Genomic DNA, 16940 nt, shown 5'->3' with positions numbered 1-16940 from the left:
ATGCCTCGTAAGGGCCCCGCCCCGAAGCGCCCGGTCATCATCGACCCGGTCTACGGCTCCCCTGTCGTCACCCAGCTGGTCAACAAGATCCTGCTGCACGGCAAGCGCTCCACCGCCGAGCGGATCGTCTACGGCGCCCTTGAGGGCGTCCGTGAGAAGACCGGCTCGGACCCGGTCGTCGCGCTGAAGCGTGCGCTGGAGAACGTCAAGCCGGCCCTCGAGGTCAAGTCCCGCCGTGTCGGTGGCGCGACCTACCAGGTTCCGGTCGAGGTCCGTCCGGGCCGCGCCAGCACCCTGGCGCTGCGCTGGATGGTCGGCTACTCGCGCGCCCGTCGCGAGAAGACCATGACCGAGCGCCTGATGAACGAGATCCTCGACGCCAGCAACGGCCTGGGCGCTTCCGTGAAGCGTCGCGAGGACACCCACAAGATGGCCGAGTCCAACAAGGCCTTCGCGCACTACCGCTGGTAGTCCGTACCCCGTCACTAGACAGAGAGAGAACGAGCCACCATGGCTGCAACCTCCCTTGACCTCGCCAGGGTCCGCAACATCGGGATCATGGCGCACATCGACGCGGGCAAGACCACCACCACCGAGCGGATCCTGTTCTACACCGGTGTCTCGTACAAGATCGGTGAGGTCCACGATGGCGCTGCCACCATGGACTGGATGGAGCAGGAGCAGGAGCGCGGCATCACGATCACGTCGGCCGCGACCACCTGTCACTGGACGGTCGACGACGTCGCCAACACCATCAACATCATCGACACCCCGGGCCACGTCGACTTCACCGTCGAGGTGGAGCGTTCGCTGCGCGTGCTCGACGGTGCCGTGACGGTGTTCGACGGTGTCGCCGGTGTCGAGCCCCAGTCCGAGACCGTGTGGCGGCAGGCTGACCGCTACGGCGTCCCGCGCATCTGCTTCATCAACAAGCTGGACCGCACGGGCGCCAACTTCTTCTTCTGCGTGCAGACCATCGTGGACCGCCTCGGCGCCACCCCGCTGGTCATGCAGCTCCCGATCGGTGCCGAGGCGGACTTCCAGGGCGTTGTCGACCTGGTCCGCATGAAGGCGCTGGTCTGGTCCGCCGAGGCGGCCAAGGGTGAGATGTACGACATCGTCGACATCCCGGCCGAGCTGCAGGAGCAGGCGGACGAGTACCGCACCCAGCTGATCGACACCGTCTCCAACGTGAGCGACGAGATCATGGAGCTCGCCCTCGAAGAGGCCGAGATCCCGGTCGAGCTGCTCCAGGACGCGATCCGCAAGGGCACGCTGAACTCGGACTTCACCCCGATCTTCTGCGGTACCGCGTTCAAGAACAAGGGCGTTCAGCCCCTGCTCGACGCGGTCGTCAAGTACCTGCCGTCGCCGCTGGACATCGAGTCCATCGAGGGCACCAAGCCCGGCGACGACACGGTCAAGATCTCCCGCAAGGCCTCGGACGACGAGCCGCTCGCCGCGCTCGCGTTCAAGATCATGTCGGACCCGCACCTCGGCAAGCTCACCTTCGTCCGGGTCTACTCGGGCCGCCTGGAGTCCGGCACCTCGGTGCTGAACGCCGTGAAGGGCAAGAAGGAGCGCATCGGCAAGATCTACCGCATGCACGCGAACAAGCGTGAGGAGATCGACTCGGTGGGCGCCGGCGACATCATCGCCGTCATGGGCCTGAAGCAGACCACCACCGGTGAGACGCTGTCCGACGAGAAGAACCCGGTCATCCTGGAGTCCATGGACTTCCCGGCCCCGGTCATCCGCGTCGCGATCGAGCCCAAGTCCAAGGGTGACCAGGAGAAGCTGGGCGTTGCCATCCAGCGTCTCGCCGAGGAGGACCCGTCCTTCCAGGTCAACACGGACGAGGAGACCGGCCAGACCATCATCGCGGGTATGGGCGAGCTGCACCTTGAGGTGCTCGTCGACCGTATGCGCCGTGAGTTCAAGGTCGAGGCCAACGTCGGCAAGCCGCAGGTCGCGTACCGCGAGACGATCCGCAAGGCCGTCGAGCGCATCGACTACACCCACAAGAAGCAGACCGGTGGTTCCGGTCAGTTCGCCAAGGTGCAGATCGCGATCGAGCCGCTCGAGCAGGCCGAGGGCTACGAGTTCGTCAACCAGGTCACCGGTGGCCGCGTGCCGCGGGAGTACATCCCGTCGGTCGACGCCGGCTGCCAGGAGGCCATGGAGTTCGGCATCCTCGCCGGCTACCCGCTCCAGGGTGTCCGCGTGAAGCTGCTCGACGGTGCGGCGCACGACGTCGACTCGTCCGAGCTCGCGTTCAAGATCGCCGGCTCGATGGCCTTCAAGGAAGGCGCCCGGAAGGCCTCCCCGGTCCTCCTGGAGCCGATGATGGCCGTCGAGGTCACCACGCCCGAGGACTACATGGGCGACGTGATCGGCGACATCAACTCTCGTCGTGGCCAGATCCGGTCCATGGACGAGCGTCACGGTGCCCGCGTCGTCACGGCGCTGGTGCCCCTCTCCGAGATGTTCGGCTACGTCGGTGACCTGCGCAGCAAGACCTCTGGTCGCGCGAGCTACTCGATGCAGTTCGACTCGTACGCCGAGGTTCCGCGGAACGTGGCGGACGACATCATCGCCAAGGCCAAGGGCGAGTAGGGACCGGCACCTGCCGGCTCCCTGTTCGAGGCCGCCGTACGTCCCGACGATCGGGACGACAGCGAACCCTTAGGCTATTAGGAGGCAATCCGGGAGAATCCGGTCGGATTCTCCCGGGGCCTCCGGCCCCCACCCGCGGGACGGCATGGAGTGCCTCGGCGCTCCGTACCCAACCCGATCAAAGACCAACTGACGTCAGCACGGCGTACAGAACTGTCCTCAGGAGGACTGCAGTGGCGAAGGCGAAGTTCGAGCGGACGAAGCCCCACGTCAACATCGGCACCATCGGTCACATCGACCACGGTAAGACCACTCTTACCGCGGCGATCACCAAGGTGCTGCACGACGCTCACCCGGACATCAACCCCTTCACGCCGTTCGACCAGATCGACAAGGCGCCGGAGGAGCGGCAGCGCGGTATCACCATCTCGATCGCGCACGTCGAGTACCAGACCGAGGCGCGTCACTACGCCCACGTCGACTGCCCGGGTCACGCGGACTACATCAAGAACATGATCACCGGTGCGGCCCAGATGGACGGTGCGATCCTCGTCGTCGCCGCCACCGACGGCCCGATGCCGCAGACCAAGGAGCACGTCCTCCTGGCCCGCCAGGTCGGCGTCCCCTACATCGTCGTCGCCCTGAACAAGGCCGACATGGTGGACGACGAGGAGATCCTGGAGCTCGTCGAGCTCGAGGTCCGTGAGCTCCTCTCCGAGTACGAGTTCCCGGGCGACGACCTGCCGGTCGTCCGCGTCTCCGCGCTGAAGGCGCTGGAGGGCGACAAGGAGTGGGGCGAGAAGCTCCTCGGCCTGATGGCGGCGGTCGACGAGGCCATCCCGACCCCGGCCCGCGCCGTGGACCAGCCGTTCCTGATGCCGATCGAGGACGTCTTCACGATCACCGGTCGTGGCACCGTCGTCACCGGTCGTATCGAGCGTGGCATCCTCAAGGTCAACGAGACTGTCGACATCATCGGCATCAAGGAGACCAAGACCACCACCACGGTCACCGGCATCGAGATGTTCCGCAAGCTGCTCGACGAGGGCCAGGCGGGCGAGAACGTCGGTCTGCTCCTCCGTGGCATCAAGCGCGAGGACGTCGAGCGCGGCCAGGTCATCATCAAGCCCGGCTCGGTCACCCCGCACACCGACTTCGAGGCCCAGTCCTACATCCTGTCGAAGGACGAGGGTGGTCGTCACACCCCGTTCTTCAACAACTACCGCCCGCAGTTCTACTTCCGTACCACGGACGTGACCGGCGTCGTGACCCTCCCCGAGGGCACCGAGATGGTCATGCCGGGCGACAACACCGCCATGACGGTCGTGCTGATCCAGCCGATCGCCATGGAGGAGGGCCTCAAGTTCGCCATCCGTGAGGGTGGCCGCACCGTCGGCGCCGGCCAGGTCACCAAGATCCTCAAGTAATTGACGATCTGACCTGCCTGTGACCCACAGGCGATCCGAAGGGCCCCGCACACCTCAGGGTGTGCGGGGCCCTTCGGTCTTAACCCTGCGCTCATCTTCTCTCACGGAGCGCTCACAGGCTGCTGCTATTCTCGGGCCACGAACCAGCCCCAGCAGCGGAAAGCGGGAGCACCTCATGCCAACGGCGCCCCAGTTGTCGGTCGTGATGCCGATCTACAACGAGCAGGAAGCGCTCCCGCTGACGGTCGAGCGCCTCCGCCCGATACTCGACGCCCTCGACGTCACCTACGAGGTGGTCGGTGTCGACGACGGCAGCACGGACGTCACCCCGGTGCTGATGCAGAAGATCCGCCAGGACTGGCCCGAGTTCCGCATCGTCCGCTTCGCGCGCAACTCCGGTCACCAGGCCGCGCTCACCGCCGGGATCCACCGGGCGCTGGGGGACTACGTGGTCAGCATCGACGCGGACCTCCAGGACCCGCCGGAGAAGATCCCCGAGATGCTCGCACTCGCCCGCGAGCAGAACCTGGACATCGTCTACGGGGTCCGCGGCGACCGCGCCACCGACACCCGTTTCAAGCGGCGCACCGCCGGCGCCTACTACTGGCTCATGCGCAAGCTCGTCGGCAAGCGGATGCCCAGCCAGGCCGGCGACTACCGGCTGCTCAGCCGGGCCGCCGTCGACGCCCTCAAGTCCCTCCCCGAGCACCAGCCGGTCTACCGGCTGCTCGTCCCCTGGCTCGGCTTCCCCAGCGGCGAGGTCGTCTACGTCCGCGAGGAGCGGGTCGCCGGGGCGACGCACTACCCGTTGTCCAAGATGGTGCGGCTGGCGATCGACAGCATCACCAACTTCTCCGCAAGTCCCCTGCGGCTCGCCACCTGGATGGGCCTGCTGAGCTTCCTGGTCTGCATAGGGCTCGCCGTCTACACGGCGTTCGCGTACGCGCTCGGCGCCACCGTGCCGGGCTGGTCGTCGCTCTTCATCGGGATGCTCTTCATCGGTGCCGTGCAGCTGATCTGCGTCGGTCTGCTCGGCGAGTACATCGGGCGGATCTACTCGGCCGTGCAGGCCCGCCCCGCGTACTTCGTCGGCTACGACTCGGCCGAGGACGAGTGGCAGGAGCGGTCGCGATGACCTCCACAGGGGAACGGATCCGGTCGCAGCGAACCGTGTCGAGCCGCCCGGGGCGGCTCCGGTGCGCGGCACGGAGGACGGAACGGACAGCATGGGCACCACCAACAGCACGGCGTCCTCGGCCAGGTCCCGGGACGGGCGCCCGCCGGGCGGGGCGAGTGCTTCCGCGTCGCTGACGGCGGGCCGCCGCGACTCCCCTGCCCCGGGCGGGCTGCGGCGGTGGGCGCCGGCGGTGGCCTGCTACCTGTTCGCGGTCGCGCTGCTGCTGGCCACGGACACCCCGCCGGGTGACGTCGCCCGCTACACCGGCTACGCGGCCTGGGGCGTGCTGCTTCCCGGCACGCTGGTGTTCCGGGCGCTCCGCCGCCGCCCCCACACCCTGGTCGAGGACCTCGTCCTCGGCGCGGTCACCGGCCTCGTGCTGGAGCTCGGCGCGTGGGCCCTGCTGGTGTCGCTCGGCCTGCAGAGGTTCGCGGTGGCCTGGCCGCTGCTGGTGGTGGTGCCCTTCCTGGCGGTGCCCGGCCTGCGGCGGCACTGGCGGCCGGCCGGGTACCGCCGGCCGGCGGAGCGCTGGTCCTGGGCGACGGCCGGCGTGGTGGCCCTCTCCTCGGCGTACTACTACGAGGTCTTCCTCGCCCGGTTCCCGATCCTGCCGGACAGCGAGACCACCCGGCAGTACGGTGACCTGCCCTACCTGCTGTCGCTCGCGGGGAACGCCAAGTACAACGTCCCGCCGACCCTGCCGCAGGTGTCGGGGGAGCCGCTGAACTACCACTGGTTCACCTTCGTCCACATGGCGATGGGCGATCTGGTCGGGCACATCGACCTGTCGGTGGTCGAGATGCGGCTGATGGTCCCGGCGCTGGGCGCGCTGGGGATCCTCGCCGTCGCGGTGGTCGCCCACCGGCTCGTGGGCCGGCCCTGGGCCGGCCCGGTGGCGGCCCTGCTGGTGTTCGCGGTGGGCGAGTTCACCGCGGCGTACCCCAACAACGTGGGCAGCTGGACCTTCGGGGCTCCCGCGGTCCGGCTGATGTCGTTCGCCAGCCTCTCCCTGACGTACAGCCAGCCGCTGCTGATCGCCCTGATCGGTGCGGCCGGCGACCTCCTGAGGCGGACCCGGGAGGGCGACGGGGGGATCCCGTCGTTCGGCCGCGGCGCCTACGCGCTCGCCGCGCTGTTCGCGCTGGCCTCCAGCGCGGCGAAGGCCAGCACGCTTCCGGTGGTCCTGGGCGGTCTCGGCTTCGCCGGGCTGATGATCCTGATCGGGACGCGGCGCGTCCCGTGGACGATCGTCGGCCTGGGGGCGATCATCGGCGCGGCGCAGCTCTTCGCGACGGCCGCCGTCTTCGACTTCCAGAGCTACGCGCTGGAAGTCGTCCCGTTCGGCAACGTCCGGGGGTACTGGGCGGATCCGGACGGTTCCCGGCCGGCGGCGGTGCAGGCCGGGCTGGTCGCCGCGATCCTGGTCGCGTTCGTGCTGAACCACCACCTCAAGGCGGCCGGGATGCTGCCTCTGCTGTGGCGCAGCCGGCTGGACCTCGCTCCGGTGCAGTGGTTCCTGCTCGGCGGCGCGCTGGCCGGGCCGGCCGCCTACCTCGCGGTGAACGGCTTCAACGCCAGCTACTTCACCCTGGCGGGGCTGCCCTTCGCCGCCCTGCTCTCGGCGTGGGGGTACTGCGAGACCTTCGAGCGGGCGGCGCTCCCGCGCCGTGCCGTGCTCCTGCTGGCCGCCGCGGCGGCGGTCCTGGCCGGAGCGCTCACCCTCGCCCTCTACCGGTACTCGGACGACTGGAAGGCGTTCGCGGCCCGGCCGTTCGACGGTCCGGCGGGGGAACCGCCGTACGTCAAGCTGCTGCCCGCGCTGGTCGCGGTGGCGGCGCTGGCCGGGCTCGCGCTGGCCGGCGGCCTGCTCTGGCGGCTCGCCGGCCGGGCGGTGCCGGCGCTGCGGCGCCGCGGCGGCGTCGTGCTGCTGACGGCGGTGCTGGCGGTGGGCGTCCCGGCGACGGCCCTGGACGTCCTCCAGGCGCGGAAGGTGCACTGGGAGGGCTCGTGGATCCTGCCGGAGACGCAGGTCCAGGCGGCCCGCTGGGTCCGTGAGCACAGCGGGCCGCGGGACGTGCTCGCCACCAACAGCCACTGCTGGCAGTTCGAGGACTACGCGGACAGCGCCTCCTGCGACAACTACCGTTCGTACTGGTTGAGCGCCTACTCCGAACGCTCGGTGCTGATCGAGGGCTGGGCCTACGCGCCCCGGTTGATGGCCACCGCGGCCGGAGCCGTGTCGGCCACGACGGGCTTCTGGGACGAGGCCCTGTTCAGGCGCAACGAGGAGGCGTTCTACCATCCGACGGCGGACACCCTGCGACGGCTGCGCGACGACGACCCCCGGCTCCGGTACCTGGTGGTCCACCGCAAGGCCGGGGCCGAGTCGCCGCGGCTGAAGGACCTCACCAAGCAGGTGTTCGACAACGGCCGGGTGGCCGTGTACGAGCTCTCCTGATCCGACGAAGAAATCATGGGCATCCAGATGGTCTCCACCGACAAGCCGACCGTGCCGGCGCAGGACGGTCCCGCGGCGGCGCGGCCGGCCGGGACGGTCCGGCGCCAGATCCCGTCCTTCCTGGTGATCGGGGTCCTGAGCACCCTCTTCTACCTGGGGCTGTACGTCGTCGCGCGGCAGTTCGTCGCCCCGCAGGCGGCGAACCTGATCGCGCTCGCGGTGAGCGCGGTGGCCAACACCGCGGCCAACCGGCGGTTCACCTTCGGGATCACGGGTGCCGAGGGCGCCCTGCGCCACCAGCTCCAGGGGGCGGTCGCCTTCCTGATCGGCCTGGGTCTCAGCGCCGGGGTGCTCGCCCTGCTGGACCTCGCGGCGCCGGACGCCTCGCGCACGGTCGAGGTGGCGGGCCTGGTGGTCGCCAACGGCCTGGCCACCGTCCTGCGCTTCGTGCTGATGCGGATCTGGGTCTTCAAGGAGCGGAAGGGCTGACCCGGTCGGCGGTCGGCGGTCGGTGGGCGGCGGGCGCTCCGGCGCGACGGTTCAGCTGCCGGCCTTCGCGGGCCGGGCCCCCTCCGCGGAGCCCCGAGGCCCCGGGGCCCAGTTCCGCAGCCGCATCGCGGGCTCCTCGACGACGTGCCAGGAGAAGGCCGCCAGGGCCAGTGTCGCGGTCATGGCGGCCGCGAAGAAGCCCAGGACGCCGAAGCGCGCGAAGCCGAGCAGCGCGGCCGCCTGCTCGACCGGGAACCCGTAGATGTACACGCCGTACGAGTAGTCGTGGCGGCGTCCGACGGCCTGGAACCGGCGGGGCAGCCGGGCCGCCGCCCAGAAGAGCAGGTACACCAGGGCGGGGTGGCCGAGCACGGGATAGCCGCGCCAGTACAGCGTCCCGGCCAGGACGATCCCGGCGGCCAGCGCCAGCCGGTCGTCCACCGGAATCCGGTCGGCCCACAGCCGGAGGCCGGCGCCCAGCAGGAAGACGAACCCGAGGTGCACCAGCAGGTACCCGCTGAGCTGCCCGAGGACCGGGACGGCCACACCGGGGCCGACGAGCGGGGAGCCCGGGGACGGGAGGTCGGCGAGGCCTCCGGCGATCATCAGCCAGAGCGCCAGCGCCAGCGCGGGGACGACCAGCCGGCCGCGCAGCAGGCCGAGCGCGGCCAGCAGGCCGGCGAGGGCGTAGCAGAGGATCTCGTACTTCAGGGACCACAGGGCGCCGTTGAGGCTCCGGTCGAAGTTGGTCGACCGGCGGATGCCCTCGGCCAGCACGCCGGAGATGTCCCAGCCGGCCGCGGGCGAGGTGCTGCCGAGGCTGCTCAGGTAGCTCAGCGGACCGTCCGGGCGGTTCCAGAAGCCCGTCAGTGACCCGTGCTGGAAGAGGTAGAGCAGCGGTACGAGGGCCAGGGCGCAGACCAGCAGCGAGCCCCAGAGCCCGGGCAGGATGCGCAGGGCCCGGTGCCAGGCGAAGCGGAGGGGCGACAGGGCCGCGGCACTGCCGGTGATCATGAAGCCGGAGAGGGCGAAGAACCCGAGGACGGCCGACTTGCCGAAGTCGGTCTGGTGACCGCTCCAGTTCCAGAGGGGGTCCAGCCGGCCCCAGCCGAGCGGGTAGACGTGCGAGACCACCACCGCGACCGCGAGCAGCAGGCGCACGGCGCCGAAGCTGTTGGCCCGACCCGTGCAGAGGTCGGCGAGGGTGCCGTGCGGGCGGAGCAGGGCGCGCAGTGTCGTGCCTTCCCGTTCACTGGGTGGCGCGGGCGCGGTGCCCGGACCCGGTGGGGTCCGGGCACCGCGCCCGTCGGGGCCGGTGGCCCGCTGAGTCTCGTACCGCCGTGCTGCCGTGCTGCTTGCCGTGCGGGGGTCAGGCCGAGGAGGCGACCTGGGCCTGCCAGAGGTCCCGGACGGCCTCGCGCAGCGTGCGCCGGGGCTCCCACCCGAGCTGCTCGCGGGCGACGGTGACATCGAGCTGCTGCCACTCGGTCTCCGGGCCGGTGCCGTCCGGCGCGGGGACCTCGGTGATCTCGGTGGGCACCCCGCTCTCCTCGATCAGCAGCTCGACGAGCAGCCGGGCGGAGGAGGCGGTGCCGGTGCCGACGTTGACCACCGGCGGGAGGACGTCGGCGCGGGCGGCGATCAGGACGGCGTCGAGGGTGTCGGTGAGGTCGACGAAGTCGCGCTGGGCGGTGAGCGGCTGGAGGGAGAGCTGCGCGGTCTCGCCGGCCAGCCGGGCGGCGTCCAGCTTGGCGGCCATCACGCCGAGCAGGCTGTGGCCGGGCTGGCCGGCGCCGACGACGTTGCCGAGCCGCAGCGAGACCGCGTCCAGCCGGCCGGCCTCGACGGCCCGGACCAGGGCCTCGGTGGCGGCGAGCTTGAGCTTGCCGTACTCCATCACCGGGGCGGCGGGGTCGCTCTCGCGCTGGCCGGTGCCGACCGGCGCCATGCCGTACTCGTGCACGGTGCCGAGGTGGACCAGGCGGGCGGGGGAGGCCATCGCGGAGACCGCCTCGATCAGCCGGTCCACCAGGACCACGTTGGCCTGGTACATCTGCTCGTCGTTGAGGCCCCACATGCCGCCGGCCGCGTTGACGACCGTGTCGATCCGCTCACGGTCGAGCAGCGCGGTGAGGTCGGCGGCGGCGTCGGAGGAGATGTCGAAGGCGACGAACCGGCCGGGGGCCGGCACCGCCGGCGCCTTGCGGGCCAGGCTGACGACCTCGACGCCCTGCTCCAGCAGGCGGGCGCCGAGCACCCGGCCGATGAAGCCGGTGCCGCCGAGGACGGCCACCCGGGAGGGGGTCGTGTGCGGTGCGGTCATTGCGGAGATCTCCCAGGGGACGGTGGTGAGCGGGGGTCAGCGGGGGCGGGCGGCCGTGCTGGTGGCGTTGCGCAGCAGGGCCTTCGCCCCGTCCCACTGGCCGGCGCGCATCGCGCCAGGGACCAGGGTGAGGGCGTGGATCCGGGCCGACAGGTGCATCCGGGACGCCTTGGCGGCCCGCGGCCAGCCGTGTGCGTCGAGGCGGTCGGCGGCGTCGAGGAAGTACCGGCGGGCCTCGGTGAAGCGGGTGCCGCTGAAGGCCGACGAGGAGGAGATGCTGACCGCGTGCCGGCGGTACTGGAAGGCCCGGACGTCGTCGACGACCATCTGCTCGCCGGCCTGGAGCAGGTCGATGACGAGCGCGAGGTCCTGGATGATCTCCAGGTTGTCGCGGAAACCCATGGTCCGCACGGCGTCCGTGCGCCAGCAGATCGACGGGAAGTACAGCCAGTTGCCCTTGAGCAGGCTGACCGCCAGGTCCTCGCCGCCCCGCAGGGTGCGGCCCTGCTGCTTGGGCGCGTAGATCCGGCGCTTGGCCTCGTCGGCGAGCGAGCTGCTGGGCTTGCCGTCGCCGTCGATGACCTGGACGCCCGGCTGGATCATCGCGACGCCGGGGTACTGGGCCAGGATCGAGCGGATGGTGGCGACGTAGTTGGGGAGCATGATGTCGTCCGTGCCCATGAACATCATGTACTCGTGCTCGGCCATGCCCAGGCACTTGCGGTAGTTGCCGGTGACGCCGAGGTTCTTCTCGTTGCGGAAGTACCGGACCCGCGGGTCGTCGAGCTCGGCGAACCACTCCGGCACGCCGGGCTCCCGACCGTCGTCGACGACGGTCAGCCGCCAGTCCGGGTCGGTCTGGGCCAGCACACTGCGCACCGCTGCCTGCATCAGCGCGACGTCGCCGTAGTACGGAAGCAGGATTTCCAGAGTGGTCATGGTGGAGGCACATCCGCTGGTCGGAGTCGGGGCCGGAACAGGGCAGGGACCCTGTGGCTGGCCCATCATACTGAGCCCGTCCGCGCCCCTCCGCCGGGCCGAGCGCGGGGCCGAGCGCCGGGCTGCGGGCCGGGCCGCGGCCCCGCGGACGACGATGCCCGGGCCCGCCGCAGAGCGGTGGACCCGGGCATCGGACGGTCTCAGCGGTTGCGCAGGCCCTCGGTGAAGGCGAGGCACTTCTCGTAGTCCGGCAGCAGGCCGCCGGCGATCGCGTCGGCCAGCGACGGGGCGGCGTCGTCACGGGCGGACAGCTGCGGGGCGTCGGTGGGCCACTCGATGCCGAGGTCCGGGTCGAGCGGGTGCACCGCGTGCTCGCCGGTCGGGTTGTAGGTCTCGGAGCAGACGTACGACAGCGTGGCGTCGTCGGTCAGCGCGCAGAAGCCGTGGCCGAATCCCTCGGGGATGTAGACCGACTTGCGCTCGACGTCGTCCAGGCGGACGAACTCCCAGCGGCCGAAGGCGGGGGAGCCGACCCGCAGGTCCACGACCACGTCGAGGACGGCGCCGCGGACGCAGCTGACGTACTTGGCCTGGCCGGGCGGGACGTCGGCGAAGTGGATGCCGCGGACGACGTCCTTGGCGGACACCGACAGGTTGCCCTGGGCGAGGTTCAGCGGGTGGCCGACGACCTCCTCCAGCCGGTCGAAGCGGTACCACTCCATGAACAGGCCGCGCGGGTCGCCGTGCTGCTGCGGGGTGACCTCGAAGGCGCCGGGGAGGGAGAGCTCGCGGAACTTCACCGGGCGTTCTCCTCGTCGAGCAGGGCGATCAGGTAGTCGCCGTAGCCGCTCTTGCACAGCGGCTCGGCGAGTTCGCGCAGCTGCGCGTCGTCGATCAGGCCGGCCCGCCAGGCGGCCTCCTCGATGCAGCCGATCTTGAAGCCCTGGCGCTCCTCGATGACCCGCACGAACTCGGAGGCCTGGACCATCGAGACGAACGTGCCGGTGTCGAGCCAGGCGGTGCCGCGGTCGAGGATGGTGACGTGCAGCTCGCCGGTCTTGAGGTACTCCTCGTTGACGGCGGTGATCTCCAGCTCGCCGCGCGCGCTCGGGCTGAGGCCCGACGCGATCTTGACCACGCGGTTGTCGTAGAAGTAGAGACCGGGCACCGCGTAGCGCGACTTCGGCTGGGTGGGCTTCTCCTCGATGGAGATGACCTGGCCGTTGTCGTCGAACTCGACCACGCCGTACGCGGTCGGGTCGGCGACCGGGTAGGCGAAGACCATGCCGCCGTGCGGCGAGGTGCGCTCCGCGAGCCGGGTGCCGAGGCCGCTGCCGTGGAAGATGTTGTCGCCGAGGATCAGCGCGACGGGCTCGTCGCCGATGAAGTCGGCGCCGAGCACGAAGGCCTGGGCGATGCCCTCGGGCTTCTCCTGGACGGCGTACTCGAGCTTGAGGCCGAACTGGGAGCCGTCGCCGAGCAGGCGCTGGAACTGCTCCTGGTCCTGCGGGGTGGTAATGATCAGGATCTCGCTGATACCGGCCATGACCAGGGTCGACAGCGGGTAGTAGATCATCGGCTTGTCGAAGACGGGGAGGAGCTGCTTCGAGACTGCTCGGGTCAGCGGCCACAGACGTGACCCGGTACCGCCCGCCAAGAGAATTCCACGCATGCGCGCAGCTTATGTGAGGTTCGGAGCCTGCTGCTGACCCGGGGCGATGGCCCCGGGGTGCACCGGTAGACTGCCCGCACTATGCGCATCCTCGTTACCGGCGGCGCCGGCTTCATCGGTTCAGAGTTCGTCAGGCAGCTGCTGAGCGCCGACGCAACGGATCAGATCACCGTCTTCGACAAGCTCACCTACTCGGGCGTCGAGGCCAACCTGGCGTCCGTCGCCGGTCACAGCGGCTACACCTTCGTGCGTGGCGACATCTGCGACGCGGACGCCGTCGACCAGGTCATGCCCGGCCACGACGTGGTCGTGCACTTCGCCGCCGAGTCCCACGTGGACCGGTCCATCGAGGGCGCGGGCCCGTTCGTGGTCACCAACGTCCTGGGCACCCAGGTGCTGCTGGACTCGGCCAAGAAGCACGGTGTCGGCCGCTTCGTCCACGTCTCCACCGACGAGGTCTACGGCTCGATCTCCGAGGGCTCGTGGACCGAGGAGTGGCCGCTCGCGCCCAACTCCCCGTACTCGGCCTCCAAGGCCGGCTCCGACCTGCTGGCGCTCGCCTACCACCGCACGCACGGCATGGACGTGGTGGTCACCCGCTGCTCCAACAACTACGGGCACTACCAGTTCCCGGAGAAGGTCATCCCGCTGTTCACCACCAACCTGCTGGACGGCAGGAAGGTGCCGCTGTACGGCACGGGCGGCAACATCCGTGACTGGCTGCACGTCTCCGACCACTGCCGCGGCATCGAGCTGGCCATGCGCAAGGGCCGGTCCGGCGAGGTCTACAACATCGGCGGCGGCACCGAGATCACCAACAAGGAGCTCACCGAGCTGCTGCTCCAGGCCGCCGGCGCCGACTGGTCCATGGTCGAGCCGGTCGCCGACCGCAAGGGCCACGACCTGCGCTACTCGCTGGACATCACCAAGATCAGCGAGGAGCTCGGCTACACCCCGCAGGTCCGTTTCGAGGACGGCCTGGCCGCCACCATCACCTGGTACCGCGAGAACCGCGCCTGGTGGGAGCCGCTGAAGGCCAAGGCCTCCCTGCGATGACGAACCCGGTGGCCAAGCTGCTGGGGGCGCTGCCCCCGGGCGTGCGGCTCGTTCTCGGCGGCACCGTCGTGCTCGGTGTCTCGTCGTACATCTTCCTGGCGCTTGCCGGGCACAGCTTGGACACCACCCAGGTCGCGGGCGTCAACATGCTCTGGACCGTGGTCATGTCCGTCGGGTACGGACTCTTCTCCCCGGTCGAGTTGGAGCTCAACCGCCTGGTCGCGGCCCGCGACGTGGCCGGTCGCGGGCCGGGTCCGGCGATCCGCCGCGTCCTGCTGGCCACCGTCGTGGTGCTGGCCGTCGTGCTGCTGGTGGTCGCCGCCGCGGCCCGGCCGATCGCCGACCGCTTCTTCTCCGGTGACCTCTGGCTGGTCGCCGGCCTCGGCGGCGCCCTGGTGGGCCTCGCCGTCAGCTCGGTCGCCCGCGGGGCGCTGGCCGGGCTCGGCCACTTCGGCGCGTACGGCGCCCAGCTCGCGGTCGACGGCGGGCTGCGGATCGGGCTGGCCGCGCTGATCCCGCTGTTCGGCACCCACTCGCCGCTGGCGTTCGCGCTGATCCTGGTGATCTCGCCGCTGGCCGCCTCGGTGATCGGGATGCGCAAGGTGTTCGCCGACCGGCGCGGCGGCCCGGCCCCGGCCTGGCGCGACGTGACCACCGGTCTGGGCCTGCTGACCGGGTCCACCCTGCTCGCCCAGCTGATGGTCAACGCCGCGGTGGTGAGCGTGGGTTCGCTCTCGCCCTCCTCGAAGGCGCTGATCGCCGCGCTCGCCAACGCCGTGGTGCTGGCCCGCGTCCCGCTGTTCGCCTACGCCGCGATCCAGGCCTCGCTGGTCTCCTCGCTGTCCGGCGCTGCCGCCGCGGGCAACCAGGCGGAGTTCCGGAAGGTGCTGCTGCGGACCGGCGGCATCGTCGTGCTGATGTGCACGGCGGCCGGTCTGCCGACGGTCGTCCTCGGGCCGTGGGCCATCCAGGTGCTGTTCAAGGCGCAGGGCGTGCTGGGGTCGACCGACTTCCTCTGGCTCGTGCTCGGCACCCTCTGCTACATGCTGGCGACCGTGTTCGGTCAGGCGCTGCTCTCGCTCGGCCGCCACCAGCGGCAGCTGCTGGCCTGGCTGGCGGGTACCGCCGTCCTGGTCGCGGTGACCCTGTCGCCGGGCGAGATCGCGACCCGGGTCGAACTCGGGTACCTGGCTGGTGCGGCGGTGAGTGCGGCTGCCATGCTGTGGGCGCTGGCCCGTTCCCTGTCCGCTCCGGTCGTTCCCTCGGCGCGGGAGCGGGCGACCCCGGCAGCACGCCAGTCGTCAGAGGTGTGACACCCCTCGGCCCCGCCCAGCACCCCCGGCGGCGGCCATTCGTTCACGCCATGCCTTTAATATGTCTTTTCCTTGGCCACGCCACTGCCGCTGAAAGGCGCAACCAGTCGTGCAACTCACCGTCATCACTTCGATCACCGGCGTGCTGGTGGTCGTCTACATCCTGGAGCTGCTGCGTCGCCAGCAGCTGCGGGAGAAGTACGCGGCTATCTGGCTCGCGATCGGCGTCATCGTGGCGCCGCTCGGGTTCTTCCCCACGATCCTGGACTCAACCGCGCGCCGGCTCGGTATCGCGTCCGGCGTGAGCCTCGTGCTGTTCGCCGGCTTCGTCCTGGTCCTGCTGGTGTCGCTGCACCTCAGCTGGGAGGCCTCTCGGCTGGAGGCGGAGACCCGCACCCTGGCCGAGGACGTGGCGATGATGCGCGCCCACCTGGCCGAGCACCACGGCTTCCCGATCGCCGGTGCGAACCAGCAGGCGAGCGGCTCGACCAACCCCGAGGTGAGGGCATGATCGACGGCAAGCGGGTACTGATCATCCTTCCCGCCTGGAACGAGTCGGAGGGTCTGCCCAAGATCCTCCGCGAGATCCAGCAGAAGCTCCCCGGCGTGGACACCCTCGTCGTGGACGACGGCTCGGTGGACAACACCGCCGCCGTCGCCGCGGCGTCCGGCTCCCGCGTGGCGCAGCTGCCCTACAACCTCGGTGTCGGCGGCGCGATGCGGTTCGGCTACCGCTACGCCCACCTGCACGACTACGACGTCGCGATCCAGTGCGACGCCGACGGTCAGCACGACCCCGCCTACGTCCCCGCCCTGCTGGCCAAGCTGGACGAGGCGGACCTCGTCATCGGCGCCCGCTTCGACGGCGAGGGCAGCTACAAGGTGCGCGGCCCCCGCAAGTGGGCGATGAAGCTGCTGTCGGTGGTGCTCTCGCGCATCACCCGCACCCGCCTGACCGACACCACGTCGGGCTTCAAGGCGTGCAACAAGCCGCTCATCGAGTTCTTCGCGCAGTGGTACCCGGTCGAGTACCTGGGTGACACCATCGAGAGCATGGTCGGCGCGGCCCGCTGCGGCTTCGTCGTGCGCCAGGTGCCGGTCGCCATGCGCGAGCGCACCACCGGTACGCCCAGCGCCTCGCCGGTCAAGGCCATGATCTACCTGTCCCGCGCCGGTCTGGTGCTGCTGCTCGCGATGATCCGCCGGATGCCCGCGCACCTGAAGGCGATCCAGCCCGCGAGCCGCCAGGCCGCCCGTCGCCCCGAGCTCGTCGGCCGGGCCTAGGGCCTGGAAGCACCGGCACGAGGACGTTGACCGGGTTCCGGCCCCGCCGCACCACGCGGCGGGGCCGCACTCGTTCCCGGGCCCGGTGGGCCGTCCTGCCGGTGCGGCCGGCTCCGCGGGCTCCGCGCGCCGGAACGCCTCGGGCCCGGTACGCGGGTGCGTACCGGGCCCGAGGCGTCGGTGCGG

General features: G+C 70.6%; 15 protein-coding genes. 10 read left to right on the top strand and 5 right to left on the bottom strand.

The features are described from left to right. The 6 genes from rpsG (at position 1) to ABZY91_RS03770 (ending at position 8167) form a co-directional block, all read left to right on the top strand. Complete coding sequence (gene rpsG, locus ABZY91_RS03795) at positions 1 to 471, top strand: 30S ribosomal protein S7 (RefSeq protein WP_148644378.1); 471 nt, start codon at positions 1 to 3, stop codon at positions 469 to 471. Positions 472 to 510: 39 nt separating this feature from the next. Further along, the gene (fusA, locus tag ABZY91_RS03790) at positions 511 to 2616 is read left to right on the top strand and encodes an elongation factor G (RefSeq protein ID WP_329885401.1); all 2106 of its coding nucleotides are present in this window, start codon (positions 511 to 513) and stop codon (positions 2614 to 2616) included. Between the two features lie 233 nt (positions 2617 to 2849). Then, the gene (gene tuf / locus ABZY91_RS03785) at positions 2850 to 4043 is read left to right on the top strand and encodes an elongation factor Tu (protein WP_329885400.1); all 1194 of its coding nucleotides are present in this window, start codon (positions 2850 to 2852) and stop codon (positions 4041 to 4043) included. Positions 4044 to 4218: 175 nt separating this feature from the next. Next, positions 4219 to 5178, top strand: a complete 960-nt coding sequence (locus tag ABZY91_RS03780) for a glycosyltransferase family 2 protein (RefSeq protein ID WP_329885399.1) — start codon at positions 4219 to 4221, stop codon at positions 5176 to 5178. 91 nt (positions 5179 to 5269) lie between these two features. After that, on the top strand, positions 5270 to 7678 hold the full coding sequence (locus ABZY91_RS03775; RefSeq protein ID WP_355399497.1) for a hypothetical protein: 2409 nt from the start codon (positions 5270 to 5272) through the stop codon (positions 7676 to 7678). A gap of 15 nt (positions 7679 to 7693) precedes the next feature. After that, positions 7694 to 8167 carry a GtrA family protein gene (locus ABZY91_RS03770; protein WP_329950386.1) on the top strand — a complete coding sequence of 158 codons (474 nt, stop codon included), beginning with the start codon at positions 7694 to 7696 and terminating at the stop codon, positions 8165 to 8167. 51 nt (positions 8168 to 8218) lie between these two features. On the opposite strand, the gene ABZY91_RS03765 is transcribed toward ABZY91_RS03770, so the two are convergent. The 5 genes from ABZY91_RS03765 to rfbA all read right to left on the bottom strand — a co-directional run bounded on the left by ABZY91_RS03765 (position 8219) and on the right by rfbA (position 13101). Further along, the gene (locus ABZY91_RS03765; RefSeq protein ID WP_329950387.1) at positions 8219 to 9328 is read right to left on the bottom strand and encodes an acyltransferase family protein; all 1110 of its coding nucleotides are present in this window, start codon (positions 9326 to 9328) and stop codon (positions 8219 to 8221) included. A 208-nt stretch (positions 9329 to 9536) separates the two neighbouring features. After that, positions 9537 to 10490 carry an NAD(P)-dependent oxidoreductase gene (locus tag ABZY91_RS03760; RefSeq protein ID WP_329885393.1) on the bottom strand — a complete coding sequence of 318 codons (954 nt, stop codon included), beginning with the start codon at positions 10488 to 10490 and terminating at the stop codon, positions 9537 to 9539. A gap of 36 nt (positions 10491 to 10526) precedes the next feature. Further along, positions 10527 to 11429: a glycosyltransferase gene (locus tag ABZY91_RS03755; RefSeq protein WP_329885392.1), complete on the bottom strand. Its 903-nt coding sequence runs from the start codon at positions 11427 to 11429 to the stop codon at positions 10527 to 10529. 200 nt (positions 11430 to 11629) lie between these two features. After that, on the bottom strand, positions 11630 to 12229 hold the full coding sequence (rfbC, locus tag ABZY91_RS03750; protein ID WP_329885391.1) for a dTDP-4-dehydrorhamnose 3,5-epimerase: 600 nt from the start codon (positions 12227 to 12229) through the stop codon (positions 11630 to 11632). Further along, on the bottom strand, positions 12226 to 13101 hold the full coding sequence (rfbA, locus tag ABZY91_RS03745) for a glucose-1-phosphate thymidylyltransferase RfbA (RefSeq protein ID WP_329885390.1): 876 nt from the start codon (positions 13099 to 13101) through the stop codon (positions 12226 to 12228). Before rfbA ends, rfbC begins: the two co-directional genes overlap by 4 nt. 81 nt (positions 13102 to 13182) lie before the next feature. Between rfbA and rfbB the strand changes: the two genes are divergently transcribed. The 4 genes from rfbB (at position 13183) to ABZY91_RS03725 (ending at position 16754) form a co-directional block, all read left to right on the top strand. Then, a complete protein-coding gene (rfbB, locus tag ABZY91_RS03740; protein WP_329950389.1) occupies positions 13183 to 14157 on the top strand; it encodes a dTDP-glucose 4,6-dehydratase in 975 nt (324 codons plus the stop codon). Continuing rightward, the gene (locus ABZY91_RS03735) at positions 14154 to 15470 is read left to right on the top strand and encodes a hypothetical protein (protein ID WP_355399492.1); all 1317 of its coding nucleotides are present in this window, start codon (positions 14154 to 14156) and stop codon (positions 15468 to 15470) included. The genes rfbB and ABZY91_RS03735 overlap by 4 nt, the downstream gene beginning before the upstream one ends. A 109-nt stretch (positions 15471 to 15579) precedes the next feature. Then, a complete protein-coding gene (locus tag ABZY91_RS03730) occupies positions 15580 to 15981 on the top strand; it encodes a DUF2304 domain-containing protein (protein WP_329885387.1) in 402 nt (133 codons plus the stop codon). Further along, entirely contained in the window at positions 15978 to 16754 is a 777-nt protein-coding gene (locus tag ABZY91_RS03725; RefSeq protein WP_329885386.1) for a glycosyltransferase family 2 protein, read from the top strand. The genes ABZY91_RS03730 and ABZY91_RS03725 overlap by 4 nt, the downstream gene beginning before the upstream one ends. The last annotated feature ends 186 nt before the right edge of the window (positions 16755 to 16940 follow it).

Source organism: Kitasatospora sp. NPDC002965 (assembly GCF_040611255.1).
In the GTDB taxonomy this organism is placed as follows: Bacteria; Actinomycetota; Actinomycetes; order Streptomycetales; family Streptomycetaceae; genus Kitasatospora.
Note: the sequence above shows the minus strand (reverse complement) of the source record. Positions and strands in the feature narration are given on the sequence as shown.

Bases quoted from the DNA above. Each gene is read 5' to 3' on its own strand.
- rfbA (WP_329885390.1), bottom strand. From the start codon at position 13,101: ATGCGTGGAATTCTCTTGGCGGGCGGTACCGGGTCACGTCTGTGGCCG.
- ABZY91_RS03725 (WP_329885386.1), top strand. From the start codon at position 15,978: ATGATCGACGGCAAGCGGGTACTGATCATCCTTCCCGCCTGGAACGAG.
- rfbB (WP_329950389.1), top strand. From the start codon at position 13,183: ATGCGCATCCTCGTTACCGGCGGCGCCGGCTTCATCGGTTCAGAGTTC.
- ABZY91_RS03770 (WP_329950386.1), top strand. From the start codon at position 7,694: ATGGGCATCCAGATGGTCTCCACCGACAAGCCGACCGTGCCGGCGCAG.
- ABZY91_RS03775 (WP_355399497.1), top strand. From the start codon at position 5,270: ATGGGCACCACCAACAGCACGGCGTCCTCGGCCAGGTCCCGGGACGGG.
- ABZY91_RS03760 (WP_329885393.1), bottom strand. From the start codon at position 10,490: ATGACCGCACCGCACACGACCCCCTCCCGGGTGGCCGTCCTCGGCGGC.
- ABZY91_RS03735 (WP_355399492.1), top strand. From the start codon at position 14,154: ATGACGAACCCGGTGGCCAAGCTGCTGGGGGCGCTGCCCCCGGGCGTG.
- rpsG (WP_148644378.1), top strand. From the start codon at position 1: ATGCCTCGTAAGGGCCCCGCCCCGAAGCGCCCGGTCATCATCGACCCG.
- ABZY91_RS03755 (WP_329885392.1), bottom strand. From the start codon at position 11,429: ATGACCACTCTGGAAATCCTGCTTCCGTACTACGGCGACGTCGCGCTG.
- ABZY91_RS03780 (WP_329885399.1), top strand. From the start codon at position 4,219: ATGCCAACGGCGCCCCAGTTGTCGGTCGTGATGCCGATCTACAACGAG.
- fusA (WP_329885401.1), top strand. From the start codon at position 511: ATGGCTGCAACCTCCCTTGACCTCGCCAGGGTCCGCAACATCGGGATC.